Source organism: Gilliamella sp. W8126, from assembly GCF_016102185.1.
GTDB lineage: Bacteria > Pseudomonadota > Gammaproteobacteria > Enterobacterales > Orbaceae > Gilliamella > Gilliamella apis_A.
In genome coordinates, this window is record NZ_JACFPE010000001.1 from 297,591 (window position 1) to 311,153 (window position 13,563).

The 13,563-nt window shown below is 34.5% G+C and carries 14 protein-coding genes; 8 read left to right on the top strand and 6 right to left on the bottom strand.

What is annotated here, in order from left to right:
- Position 1 precedes the first annotated feature (1 nt).
- The 4 genes from H3S74_RS01300 to H3S74_RS01315 are packed head-to-tail and all read right to left on the bottom strand — an operon-like array spanning position 2 to position 3,673.
- Positions 2-673: a methionine ABC transporter permease gene (locus H3S74_RS01300; RefSeq protein ID WP_363317440.1), complete on the bottom strand. Its 672-nt coding sequence runs from the start codon at positions 671-673 to the stop codon at positions 2-4.
- Complete coding sequence (locus tag H3S74_RS01305; protein WP_198247011.1) at positions 673-1,692, bottom strand: methionine ABC transporter ATP-binding protein; 1,020 nt, start codon at positions 1,690-1,692, stop codon at positions 673-675. Before H3S74_RS01305 ends, H3S74_RS01300 begins: the two co-directional genes overlap by 1 nt.
- 2 nt (positions 1,693-1,694) lie before the next feature.
- Positions 1,695-2,513, bottom strand: a complete 819-nt coding sequence (locus tag H3S74_RS01310) for a MetQ/NlpA family ABC transporter substrate-binding protein (RefSeq protein WP_198247012.1) — start codon at positions 2,511-2,513, stop codon at positions 1,695-1,697.
- A complete protein-coding gene (locus H3S74_RS01315; protein ID WP_198247013.1) occupies positions 2,498-3,673 on the bottom strand; it encodes a pyridoxal phosphate-dependent aminotransferase in 1,176 nt (391 codons plus the stop codon). Before H3S74_RS01315 ends, H3S74_RS01310 begins: the two co-directional genes overlap by 16 nt.
- A 297-nt stretch (positions 3,674-3,970) precedes the next feature.
- Here H3S74_RS01315 and H3S74_RS01320 point away from each other — a divergent pair, with 297 nt between their 5' ends.
- Complete coding sequence (locus H3S74_RS01320) at positions 3,971-4,309, top strand: Grx4 family monothiol glutaredoxin (RefSeq protein WP_198199444.1); 339 nt, start codon at positions 3,971-3,973, stop codon at positions 4,307-4,309.
- 81 nt (positions 4,310-4,390) lie between these two features.
- Here H3S74_RS01320 and rnt read toward each other — a convergent pair whose 3' ends face one another.
- Both rnt and fbp read right to left on the bottom strand, forming a co-directional pair.
- The gene (gene rnt / locus H3S74_RS01325) at positions 4,391-5,056 is read right to left on the bottom strand and encodes a ribonuclease T (protein ID WP_294912969.1); all 666 of its coding nucleotides are present in this window, start codon (positions 5,054-5,056) and stop codon (positions 4,391-4,393) included.
- A 510-nt stretch (positions 5,057-5,566) separates the two neighbouring features.
- On the bottom strand, positions 5,567-6,568 hold the full coding sequence (gene fbp / locus H3S74_RS01330; protein WP_198199446.1) for a class 1 fructose-bisphosphatase: 1,002 nt from the start codon (positions 6,566-6,568) through the stop codon (positions 5,567-5,569).
- Between the two features lie 224 nt (positions 6,569-6,792).
- Between fbp and H3S74_RS01335 the strand changes: the two genes are divergently transcribed.
- From H3S74_RS01335 to cysZ, 7 genes are all read left to right on the top strand, one after another.
- On the top strand, positions 6,793-7,551 hold the full coding sequence (locus tag H3S74_RS01335; protein ID WP_110448176.1) for a Nif3-like dinuclear metal center hexameric protein: 759 nt from the start codon (positions 6,793-6,795) through the stop codon (positions 7,549-7,551).
- A 97-nt stretch (positions 7,552-7,648) separates the two neighbouring features.
- On the top strand, positions 7,649-8,527 hold the full coding sequence (gene dapA, locus H3S74_RS01340; RefSeq protein WP_110448175.1) for a 4-hydroxy-tetrahydrodipicolinate synthase: 879 nt from the start codon (positions 7,649-7,651) through the stop codon (positions 8,525-8,527).
- Between the two features lie 36 nt (positions 8,528-8,563).
- Positions 8,564-9,334 (top strand): outer membrane protein assembly factor BamC, encoded by a 771-nt coding sequence (bamC, locus tag H3S74_RS01345; RefSeq protein WP_110448174.1) that lies wholly within the window; start codon positions 8,564-8,566, stop codon positions 9,332-9,334.
- A gap of 200 nt (positions 9,335-9,534) precedes the next feature.
- On the top strand, positions 9,535-10,245 hold the full coding sequence (gene purC, locus H3S74_RS01350) for a phosphoribosylaminoimidazolesuccinocarboxamide synthase (RefSeq protein ID WP_065651639.1): 711 nt from the start codon (positions 9,535-9,537) through the stop codon (positions 10,243-10,245).
- Complete coding sequence (locus H3S74_RS01355) at positions 10,245-10,700, top strand: DUF441 domain-containing protein (RefSeq protein ID WP_198247014.1); 456 nt, start codon at positions 10,245-10,247, stop codon at positions 10,698-10,700. Before purC ends, H3S74_RS01355 begins: the two co-directional genes overlap by 1 nt.
- 3 nt (positions 10,701-10,703) lie before the next feature.
- Positions 10,704-12,638, top strand: coding sequence for a tRNA-binding protein (locus H3S74_RS01360; RefSeq protein ID WP_198247015.1), 1,935 nt, complete (start codon positions 10,704-10,706; stop codon positions 12,636-12,638).
- A 108-nt stretch (positions 12,639-12,746) separates the two neighbouring features.
- Positions 12,747-13,559: a sulfate transporter CysZ gene (gene cysZ / locus H3S74_RS01365; RefSeq protein WP_198247290.1), complete on the top strand. Its 813-nt coding sequence runs from the start codon at positions 12,747-12,749 to the stop codon at positions 13,557-13,559.
- The last annotated feature ends 4 nt before the right edge of the window (positions 13,560-13,563 follow it).

Genomic DNA, 13,563 nt, shown 5'->3' on the forward strand with positions numbered 1-13,563 from the left:
ACTATTTATAACTTTTATCGAAGTGGTTGGCTAACTTGTCACCAAGGTATTGAATCACCATCACAATAAAAATAAGAATAATAATACATAAAATGAGGATTTCGGTTACATAGCGTTGATACCCATAACGAATGGCTAAATCCCCAATACCACCACCGCCAACAACCCCAGCCATAGAGCTAAAACTAATAAGCGAAATGGTGGTAACCGTTGCGTGTCGAATCAATTGTGCCATCGCTTCTGGAAATAAAATACCGAATATAATGCGGATATGCGATGCACCACTTGCTACCGCTGCTTCTATCACCCCTTTATCTATTTGACTAAATGCATTTTCAGCTAACCTAGCATAAAATGCGATAGCTGCAAGTGAAAGAGGGAAAATTACCGCTTTGGGGCCTACAGTTGTACCGACTAGTAACGCACCCAAAGGTAGTACGGTAACCATTAAAATCAAAAAAGGAATTGAACGAGTGGCATTGATGATAAAATTAGCGATACTATTAATAATTCTGTTTTTGAAGAAGAACTGATTTGACATTAAAAACAGCAATAAACCTATGAGTGTGCCGAATACCAAACCGGCTAACAATGACCAACTTACCATGATAAATGTTTCGTAAGCTGCTTGCCATAACATTTGCGCCATTTCGGCAATGGTGAGCTTTATCATTAATTTATTTCCTCAATAATAACTTGTTGCTGCTCTAATTTTGTTATCAGATTTTGAATATTATCTGTTTCCCCAATAATTTCGATCACTAAATTACCTAACGCTTGGTTATCAAAATACTCTATAAAGCCATGCAAAATATTGAATGCCACTTGAGTTTCAATTGCTGATTGATATAGTATTGGTTGGGTAGTATTTTCGTTAATATAACGCAAACGCACTAATTTACCTTTGGCATTTTGTTTGATGGTATCTGGTAAATGAGTGTTTGCATCAATATTGAGAAATTCTTGCGTGAAGCGCTGTTTAGGGCCGGCAAAAAGATTGAACGTAGTGTTCATTTCCACTATTTCGCCTTGTGACATCACCGCAACTCGATGACAGATCTTTTTAACCACATCAATTTCATGAGTAATTAGTACTATGGTCAATGCAAATTTTTGATTGAGCTCTTTTAATAGATCAAGTATTGCGCTAGTGGTAGTTGGATCTAATGCACTTGTTGCTTCGTCACATAATAGAATTTTTGCATCATTGGCAAGCGCTCTAGCAATGCCAACTCGTTGTTTTTGCCCACCACTGAGTTCGGCAGGGTAGGTATTAGCCTTATCGCTTAACCCAACTAAAGTAAGTAATTCGTTGACTCTATTTTTTACAGCATCACCTTTTTTTCCGGCAGCTTTAAGCACAAATGCAATATTTTCATAGACAGTTTTCGATGACGCCAAATTAAAGTTTTGAAAAATCATCCCAACTTGAAAACGAAATGCTTGCAGTTGACGACCGCGCAAGGTTTTTATGTCAACGCCATTAATAATAATTTGTCCGGAAGAGGGATCTGCAAGCCGATTAAGAGTTCTTACTAATGTACTTTTGCCTGCACCGCTCGATCCTATAATACCGAAGATCTCGCCTTGATTTACATCAAATGAGACCTTTTTTACGGCTTCAATCACTTGCTGGTTTGCTTCGAATCTTACCGAAACATCTTTTACCTGAATTAATGGGTTAGTTTGCATAATTAAAATAACTGATAATCTGGTTTTTGGAAGGTATAGAAAATACCATTTTTATCATTAATCACTTGAGCAAATTCTGGTGATTTAAGTACGTCGATAATGTCTTTGCCTAATTTATCTTTAGATTCATTGCGAATCGCAATAACATTTTTGAGATCTTTATCTAATACCTCTTGATAAAGCGCTTTTGAAAGATCTAACCCAGCACCAATCGCATAATTGCCATTAACTACTGATAATACAGCACTATCTAAAGAACGTGGTGTTTGTGGTGCTTCAATGGGTACAATATTTAAACCATAACGATTTTCGATTACGTTGTTAGGGGTGAGATTATTTTTATCCACATTTGGGTCGAGTTTAATTAATCCTGCTGCTTCTAAAATACGTAATGCACGAGCTTCATTCGTCACGTCGTTAGCTATAGTGACTTGATCACCCTGTTTTAACTGTGAAAAATCAGTAATTTTATTTGAATAAATTCCAGCGCCAGCAGTTGGTACAAAGCCAACAGCAGTGATATCTAAATTGCGTGCTTGTTTAAAGTTATTAAGGTAAGTTAAATGTTGAAACAAATTAACATCAATTTCTTTATTGGCTAGTGCTAAGTTTGGTTGAACATAATCGCTAAATTCACGAATTTCTACTTGATAACCTTTCTTTTCAAGACCTGGTGCAATAGCTTGTTTAAACATATCACCATATGGCCCAGCGGCAACACCTACCGTAATTTGATTTTCTTTTTTTGCATTGTCACAACCAGTTAAGACAATTAAAGACGATAAAATAGCTAAACTAGCCACAATTAGTTTTTTAAACATGATAATTTTTCCTTGAGTTTGGATAATCTTTCTAAAGCTGCAATTAGCGTTGGTTCTTGTTTTGCAAAATGGAAGCGAATATAGCGATATTCAGGGTGCTTAAAAAAGGCGGAGCCTGGTACGGCAGCTACACCAACCTCTCTGATTAACCATTCACAAAATTCAAAATCGGTATTAAAAGGATTAATCTCTGAAATATCAACTAATACATAATAAGCACCTTGAGGTTCATAATATGTAAGTCCTATGTCATCTAATCCACTTAAAAATAAATGACGTTTATCAGTATAGGTTTGGATTAACTGTTGGTAATAATCTTCACCTAAGGCTAATCCTGCACAAGCTGCTTTTTGTAATGGTGCTGCAGCACCAACGGTAAGAAAATCATGAATCATCTTACAACCGTCAATAATTTTCTTATCAGCAATAATATATCCAAGTCGCCAACCAGTTATCGAATATGTTTTCGATAGTGAGCTACAGCAAATTGTTCGCTCTTTCATATTAGGAAAACTGGCCAAATAGAGATGTTGATGTGGTGCGTAAACCATATGCTCATAAACTTCATCGGTAATAATGTAAGCATCAAACTCGATAGCTAGTTGACTAATATAGTCAAGTTCTGCTTTGGTAAATACCTTGCCACAAGGATTGCTAGGATTACATAAAATTAACGCTTTGGCTCCTTGCTCAAAAGCTTGTCGTAGTTGTTGCTTATCAAATTCGAATGTTGGTGGAATTAGCGGTACATAAATTGGGGTAGCATCGGATAGAATCGCGTCTGCTCCGTAGTTTTCGTAAAAAGGCGAAAAGATAATAACCTTATCTTTCGGATTACAGACCGTCATTACCGCACACATCATTGCTTCGGTACTACCACATGTTACCAGCACATTTTCATCTGGATTGATATCAATATTCATTAATTTTTGTTGTTTTTTAGCTAACAAACGTCGAAATTCAGCTGAACCCCACGTAATTTCATATTGATGAGGACCATCATCCGCAGCTTGTTTTAATGCATCAATTAAAGGTTTAGGTGGGTCAAAATCAGGAAACCCTTGTGATAAATTGATTGCTTGATATTGATTAGCGATCCGAGTCATTCGACGGATAACTGAATCAGAAAAGTGATCGAGTCTATTGGCTAATTTATGCATTGTTTTTTTATTTATTAAAATTATGAAGCAAGTAGTTATAATATAAAAACTTAATTTAACTGTTAAATAATATATTCATATATAGTTATATTTTTTTCTTATAACAAAGTTAATAGTTGATATTAGTTATTCAAAAAATTTTGAGGAGTGCACTTTTTTGAACGAAAAAGTTATGAAATAAGGGCTCTCATAATTGATATTTTTCTATCAAAGTAAACAAATAAATCTATATAACTTGACTTTATTCTACGTTAAAATAGTATCTTTATTGTTATGACATATTAAGGAATCAACCTAATGACAACTGAATTAACCACACTTGATAAGATTAAAAAGCAAATCGCTGAAAATCCGATTATTCTTTATATGAAAGGATCACCAAAATTGCCAAGTTGTGGATTTTCGGCACAAGCGGTACAAGTATTATCACAATGTGGTGTACCTTTTGCCTATGTGGATATTTTACAAAATCCCGATATTCGAGCTGAATTACCAAAATATGCTAACTGGCCAACCTTTCCGCAACTTTGGGTTGAAGGTGAATTAGTGGGTGGTTGTGACATTATGTTAGAAATGTTTCAAACTGGTGAATTACAGACTTTGATCAAACAAACAGCCGAGAAACATAAATCATAATATTTAGTATTTAAAAAAGCAGGATGTAAAAAAGAGAGCTTGCGACTCTCTTTTTTAGTTAAAGTTTTGACTTCGTTTTTTTCAATCTAATTGCTGCTCAATTACTTCTTTTGCATGATGATCATTATTTGATAATGGCCAACCACCAAGTCGTTTAAAGCGATTAACAATTTCACAAAATAAAATGGCTGTTTTTTCGGTATCATATAAGGCACTATGGGCTTGTTTATGATCGAATGGCATTTCAGCTGCTTCACACGCTTTAGCAAGGACGGTCTGACCAAACACTAATCCACTAAGCGAAGCTGTGTCAAAGGTAGCAAAAGGATGAAAAGGATTGCGTTTGATGCCTGCTCGTTCAGATGTAGCCATTAAAAAACTATGGTCGAAATGAGCATTATGAGCCACAATAACTGCTCGGGTACAGTCATTGGCCTTAATACCATTCCTCACAAGTTTAAATATCGCTTCTAATGCGATTTTTTCATCAACTGCATCACGTAACGGATTATCAGGATCAATTCCATTAAATGCTAAAGCTGTCGGCTCCAAAATTGCATTTTCAAAAGGTTTTACATTGAATTGTAGCGTTTCATCTGGTGCTAAAAAGCCCTCTTCATCCATTTTCAATGTAATAGCTGCAATTTCTAAAATTGCATTTTGATTAGGATCAAACCCTGATGTTTCAATATCAATTACAACAGGATAGAAACCACGAAAGCGTTCACATAATTTGGCGTTTGGCACAATGCATTGTCTTACTTTGGCAAAAATTGTTGGCTATTATGCCAGTTTTTGCTTATTTCGACTAGATTAATCGTAATTTTTAACTGTTTACTTAGATTAAACATTGAATTGTAAGAAACTTAATACGTTTTAGGAAGAAAGTTTTGCCTAGATTGCTTATGTTATTTTTTATTTATGGGGTAATAAAATACCTCGCTTAGTAGGTTAAGTAATGGATAATAATTGCTAGATATTGAAGATCTGTTTTGAGTTTATGTCCATTAAACATGTTGCAACATAGCTGGTAAGGTTTTTTAGCTTTGAATCATAATTAGTCATCATGTGAAAATTATTAATTTTTTATGAAATCGAGTAAAGTTCAAGTTTTTTAAACCCATTGTTTCATAAATAATAATTATGATTCAGTGAAATAATTAAAACTATAATAAATTAACCATAAATTTCAATATGTTAGATAAATTAATTAAATAACATGATGAATAATAAGTTAATTTATCATTCATCTATATATTAATCTTTATATTCGGCCATAAAACGATCGGCGTCATCCACCATTGATTTCATACCTACAAAAAATGGTGTGCGTTGATGTAATTGCTCTGGTTCTATATCTAAAATTCGTTGGTATCCGTTAGTTGCTTTTCCTCCAGCTTGTTCTGCTAAAAATGCCATTGGATTTGCTTCATATAACAAACGGATTTTACCTTTAGGATACTGAGCTGTATTAGGATAGATATAAATACCACCTTTTAATAAGTTTCGATGAAAATCAGATACTAATGAACCGATATAACGTGAAGTGTAAGGGCGATGTGTTTTATCATCATCTTCTTGGCAATACTTGATATATTTTTTGACTCCGGTAGGAAATTTAGAATAGTAACCTTCATTAATCGAATAAGTAGTTGCTTGTTTTGGGAAACGGACATTTTCATGGGATAAGCAAAAAACGCCCAATGAAGGGTCATAAGTAAAAGCATGTACACCACAACCTGTAGTATAAACTAACATAGTCGATGAGCCGTAAATAATATAACCAGCAGCTACTTGTTTATAACCAGGTTGCAAAAAATCTTGTTCTGAAATAGGGGATCCTATTTTGGTAATTCTATGATAAATTGAAAAAATTGTCCCGACTGATACGTTTACATCAATATTTGATGAACCATCAAGCGGATCCATTAATACGACATATTTTCCTTCCGTTGCGCGATCTTTACCAAAAATAACCAAATTATTTTCTTCTTCCGATGCTATACCGGCTACGACTCCTCTTGCTTCAAGTGCATTTTTTAACGTTTCATTAGCAAAAACATCAAGTTTCATCTGTTTTTCACCTTGAATATTCGCTGAACCATTTTCGCCTAAAATATCTATTAATCCTGCTTTGTTAATATCTCGATTAATAACCTTAGCACCTAATTTAATCGCCGAAATAAGTGCAGTTAATTCCCCAGTGGCATGAGGGAATTCCGATTGCTTTTCAATAATAAATTCACCGAGAGTTTTCATTGTTTCATAAATCCTTTATATCAATGTCTGTATAATATAAATTTCAGTAGTTAAATCGAAATCTATTTTTCGATAATATACGTGAGATATTTTGAGAAAGCGACTATAATTAGAAAGTCGTTAGTTAGTTTTTTGTGTAAAAAAAGTTTAATTAATTCAAATTGTTTGATTCCATCTGCGTTTTTCATACATAGAGCGGGTTAAATTTAAAAAGTGAGGTTATTTTGCATCAATTTGAACTTCAACAAATCATCAATAATGAATTGCAAGTGACAAGATATCGTGACTATGCACCAAATGGATTACAGGTTCAAGGACGATCGGAAGTTAAAAAAATTGTGACAGGAGTTACAGCTTGTCAATTATTGTTAGATAAAGCAGTGGAACTTAATGCTGATGCTGTGTTGGTTCATCATGGTTATTTTTGGAAGAATGAACCACAAACTATTACTGGGATTAAATATCATCGAATGAAAACCTTACTCAAACATGATATTAATTTATATAGTTATCATCTGCCATTAGATGGTCATCCTGTTTTAGGTAATAATGTATTGCTAGGGCAAATGTTGGATATTACAGTTGATATGCGTGAAGACATAACCGATCTATTATTCACAGGCACTTTAAACAATCCACTTACAGCGCTAGAGTTTAAACAAAAACTTGAACAAAAATTACATAATGGTCAACGTTCAGTGCTGTTTTGTGGTGATAATGCGCCAACTGTAATTAATCGAGTGGCATGGTGTAGTGGTGGTGGTCAAGATTTTATTGAATCGGCAGCTCAACAAGGCATTGATGCCTTTTTTACCGGTGAAGTATCGGAACGTACTATTCATATCGCTCGTGAATATGGTATTAATTTTTATGCCGCTGGTCATCATGCAACTGAGCGTTGTGGTATCAAAAAATTAGGTGAATGGTTATCTAATCACTATGACTTAGAAATTATTTTTGTCGATATTGATAATCCTGCATAACAAATGTTGAATTTAAATAAGAAATATCGCATACTTATTCGCAGTTTTTTTAATCTTTAAGTTGTTTTGACAAACAAAAAATATGAGAGGTCGCTTTATGTTTACAGGAAGTCTGGTCGCACTTGTTACTCCAATGGATACGAAAGGAAATGTCGACCATGTAAGCTTAAAAAAATTGGTCGAATATCATATTGAAAATGGCACATCTGCTATTGTATCAGTAGGAACTACTGGCGAATCAGCTACACTCAATCATCATGAACATATTGATGTTATTAAACGCACAATTGATTATTCTGATGGGCGTATTGATATTATTGCTGGAACTGGTTCAAATGCTACTAAAGAAGCGATCGAATTAACTCGTCAAGTTGAAAATATTGGTGTGGTAGGCTGTTTAACAGTAGCTCCTTATTATAATAAACCAACCCAAGAAGGCCTATACCAACATTTCAAAGCTATCGCAGAAAATACCGAATTACCACAAATTCTTTATAATGTACCAGGTCGAACCTGTAGTGATATTAAGCCGGAAACTGTAGGTCGATTAGCGGAAATTAAAAATATTGTGGCGTTGAAGGATGCAACAGGCGATCTTTCACGTGTATACAAAACTCGTAAATTGGTTGGTGATGAATTTAAGTTATTAAGTGGCGATGATGCAACTTTCTTAGACTTCATTATTTTAGGGGGTAATGGTGTTATTTCAGTTACTGCTAATGTGGCAGCTAAACAAGTAGCGACGGTTTATGAGTTGGCAATTAATAATCAAATTCAACAGGCTCGAGCTTTAAATGATACTTTAATGGCATTACATACAAATTTATTCATTGAACCTAATCCAACTCCAGCAAAATGGGCTTGCACCAGATTAGGTTTAATGGCAAATGGAACAATTCGTTTACCATTAGTACCATTAAGTGATTCAGCCATTCCGGTAGTTGAGCAAGCATTAAAAGATGCTAATTTACTGTAATATTGACTATAACCCTTAATTTATAAGCAGGAATTTATGTTGAATAAAACTGTATTAAAAAGCAATGCCTTTAAAAGAATAGCTATTATATCTGCATTTGCTTCTATATTTCTTGTTGGCTGTAGTAGTGATCAAAATTATAAACGAGAGATTGATGGTAATGAAGACTACCTTAATTCACCATCCTTAAAAGCGTTAGTTATTCCAGAAGGGGTTTCTGTACCAATTGAAGCCGGTGACTTCTATATTGATAATAGTGATATTGAAGGTGCATTAGGTAAACATCTTGACATTCGTCCACCAACGGTGCCGATTACAACAGTTGATGAGGCATTTGCTATTTATAACAATGCTACAGTAACATTTAACGCACCGATTAGTAGTGGTGTTTGGAACAGTATCCCAAACACATTGGCTAAGCAAAATATTTCAATCGTTGCAAGTGACAATAATACCATTAAAACAGGTAATGCTGTTATTGCTCGAGGAGACGAACAACAACCGGTCGATGTATCATATATTTTTAAACGTCAAATATTAGGTGAAACAGAAACAATTACTATTGTGTTACATACATTAACGCGCGGTAATGAAGATCTTATGTCACAACCGATCGAAGTTCAGCGTTATGCTGTTGGATTATTTAATCAAATAATGGATGATGTCGCCCCTGAGTCGCTACGAACTGTACCGGTTAAAGAAAAAACAGATGAAGATAAAAAAGATGATAAAGAATCAGATCCAAATAAAGCGCTGAAAGAAGACCTTAAAGATGATATTCGCGATGGCATCAGAAATGATCGCTAATTTAACGTTCCGATAATCTATCATCTACACGAGTTAAAACGGTACAAAGGCTATTTTAACCCAATAGTGGAGTAACTTTTGGTTACCTTTATTGATACTATAATGAAAGATTATACAATAAGGTAACTATACTTGATTTGAAATTAAGGGGCGAATAGCTCCTTAATTATTTATTGGCAATTTGATATAAGGTTATAAACATGAAGAAGTTGGCTGAGCTTTATCGTGGTAAAGCAAAAACTGTTTACACCACTGACAACCCTGATCTATTGATTCTTGAATTCCGTAATGATACGTCGGCCTTTGATGGACTGCGCATTGAGCAGTTAGATCGTAAAGGGATGGTAAATAATAAATTTAACTATTTTATTATGACAAAGTTACGTGAAGCAGGTATACCAACTCAGGTTGAAGCCCTATTATCAGACAATGAAGTACTGGTTAAAAAACTTGATATGGTGCCAGTTGAATGTGTGGTGCGTAACCGTGCAGCTGGTTCATTAGTTAAGCGTTTAGGGGTTGAAGAGGGCAAAATCCTTAATCCACCAACATTTGAACTATTCTTAAAAAATGATGCACTACATGACCCAATGGTTAATGAGTCACACTGTAAATCCTTTGGCTGGGCAACTGACGAACAGTTAGCTACCATGAAGGAACTTAGCTTTAAAATCAACACTGTTTTAACTGAGTTGTTCGATAAAGCTGGCTTGATTCTGGTTGATTACAAGTTAGAGTTTGGTTTATTCAAGGGTGAAATTACTTTAGGTGATGAGTTCTCTCCAGATGGTTGTCGCTTATGGGAAAAAGAAACCTTGAAAAAAATGGATAAAGATCGCTTCCGTCAAGGACTTGGCGGTGTCATTGAGGCTTATGAAGAGGTTGCCAAACGTATTGGTGTTCCACTTTAATGTTTGCCCAATTTGATATCTCTTTTTTTCTTTTATTAGGTTTAGCTGCACTGTGTTATGTTACTCATAATAACACAGTGACCTTTGCGGTATTGTTGCTGTTGTTATTTAAATTAACACCACTAGCAAGCTATTTTCCGTTCTTAAATCAATATGGCTTAACCATTGGTATTGTTATCTTAACCGCAGCAATGATGGTTCCTTTGGCTGATGGTTCATTAAAAATCAACGAAATTTTAAAGTCATTTACCACTTGGCAATCAATTTTAGCCATTTTAGTTGGTATTTTAGTGTCATGGTTAGGTACTCGAGGGATATCATTAATTGGCGCTCATCCTACTATTGTTAATGGTTTAATTATTGGTACCTTGATTGGGGTTGCTTTTTTCAAAGGTGTGCCAGTTGGACCATTAATTGCAGCTGGTATATTGTCACTATTAATTGGAAAAAGTTAATTGATGATTAATCCTACTAGCACCAGAAAACTATGGGTGTTACAAGGTTGTCGTACCCAATTATTTAATCAAATTAACGCTATAATTAATCAGTTTCCTGGTGATTGGGTAACGGTCACTACGCTGACTGATTTACCAAATGCTATTCACCATTATATTAATCCAAATCAAGCTAAATCTTTACTTGGACAAGAGTTTAAGCATGCCATTTTTGATGCCACTGACAGTTTTAATCTTGATGCTTTTGCTATGTTAACTGGTACCTTAATTAAAAATAGTGTCCTTATTTTACTTCTACCTGAAAGTTATTCTAATTGGCTTGATCAAGATAGTTTACGTTGGAATGAATCAACCACGCCAATTATGGTGCCTAATTTTATTCGTCATTTACAGCAAACATTGCTGGAATTTGCACATGTTGATATGCCAATTATTAAATCCTTGGAAAATCAAGATAGCGATGTAACTCAACAGCAAATAGTGCTAACACAATTATTGCAAAGTGATAGTTCACTAAATATATTAATAGCTAAACGAGGCCGAGGTAAATCAGCATTGGCAGCGCTGTTTACTCATCATAGGAGATGTTGGGTAACAGCACCCAATAAAAATGCATTAGTTACTTTTTTCCAGTTTGCTGAGGCTGATATATCGTTCTATGCACCAGATCAATTAATGGTCATGAATGAACATCAATTTCCTGACTGGTTAATTATTGATGAAGCCGCCATGATACCATTACCAATGCTAGAAAAAATATTGCAATTAGCATTGTCTAAACAAAGCAAAATTTTACTGACCACCACAGTAGAAGGTTATGAAGGTACTGGGCAAGGTTTTTTACTAAAGTTATTAAAAACACAATCCGCTAGGCGATTTTATTTAGATAAACCCATCCGTTGGCAAGATAATGATGATTTAGAACGGTTAACTGACAAGTTGTTACTCAATGGCGTATCAACTAGCGATATAAAATCGGAAATTGATGAACATACAATTAGCTATTTTATCACTGAAAGGCAAGATATTGATACGCTAAAATCAATTTTTTATTTATTGAAAATGGCGCATTATCAAACAACATTGGTTGATTTAAGAAGGTTATTTGATGCAGAAAATTTATCGGTGTGGCAAGTCAACCATACCGAACAACTTATTGCAGCAGCAGTAACAATTAATGAAGGTAATTTGCCAAATGAGCTAATTGATGAAGTATGGCGTGGTACTCGCCGACCTAAAGGTAATTTAGTTGCACAATCACTGGTAGCTCATGCTGGTGACAAACTGGCTGCTAAACTTAAGTCGGTTAGAATTAACCGTATTGCGGTTATTGAACCTTATCGACGTCAAAAGATAGCTAAACATTTAGTACAACATATTTATCAACATGCATCCATAAATAATAATGATTTTATTTCGGTTAGTTTTGCTTATAGTGAAGCAAATTATCAGTTTTGGCTTGCTTGTGGATTTGCATTGGTACACATTGCTAGCCATAAACAAGCGAATTCTGGTAGTTATTCTATGATGGCAATAAAGCCAATTACTCAGCAAGGTCATCTGCTAACACAACGTTTAGTACAGTGTTTACAACGTAATGCCTATTGGCTTGCGACGATTATCGATTTGCCGTTTAATCAATTGATAACAATCAATGATCAGCAAAGCTTATCTTTAGATGATTATCAAGTTTTACAAGGATTTTGTGATTATCATCGACCGTTTGAAGCTTGTTATGCTTCATTGTGCCGTTTGGCTAATGCAAATGTTAACCATAGTAAAACACCAATGCCACTACTTAAAGCATTAGTGAAACAAAAGATTAGCGAATCAGAATTAATAAAACAATATCAATTAACCGGTCGTAATCAATTAATTAAGTCAATTAAACATGAAGTTAAATCTTGGTTTAAAAATAACCAACCTAACTGTGTCTAAAGCAAATAATTTAATACTAAAAAAGCGTAAAGTGTATTGCTGTCTAATTTAATCTACGTTTAAAATATCGCCAAATTAAAGTAAAAGGAATAAATTTTGACAATACCTATGTTAGAACAACCATCGCATCATCAATATTCAGATCCTAACCAAAATCGAAAACCGAAAAGCGGTATTGAATATTTTCTTGAAGGATGGACATTAGCATTTAGCTCTGGCCTAAAAAAGTTTGTTTTCTTACCGTTACTTGCTAATATCATTATTATGTCGGCACTTTTTTACTGGTTCTTTGTCTCAATTACCGGCATGGTCGACTGGGGTTTATCATTTTTACCTAGTTGGCTACATTGGTTAGGTTATATTATCAGTGTTATTGTGATTTTAACCTTGGTGATCTTATTTTGTTATTTTTTTAGTACTATCACTAATATTATTGCTGCCCCTTTCAATGGATTGCTGGCTGAGCAGGTTGAAGCACAATTAACTGGAATTCCGGCACCAGATACTTCATGGATCAGTTTGATTAAAGATCTGCCTCGAATTTTAAAACGGGAACTACAAAAGTTAGCTAATTATTTGTTGTGGGCGATTCCGATTTTACTGAGTTATTTTATTCCTGTCATAGGCCAATCAGTTACCCCAATAGTTTGGTTTTTATTTACCGCGTGGCAGATCAATATTCAATATGCTGATTATGCATTTGATAATCATAAGGTATCTTTTGTGCATATGCGGCAATTATTAAAACAACATCGAGGGGATAATTTGTTATTTGGCATTTTAATTAGTTTCTTTACCATGGTGCCATTATTAAATTTAATTATTATGCCCATTGCGGTTTGTGGTGCGACAGCAATGTGGGTAGATCGTTATCGTCACCAAGCTATCTTTACTAGTCAAAGTCATGATTTTCGACAATAGATAA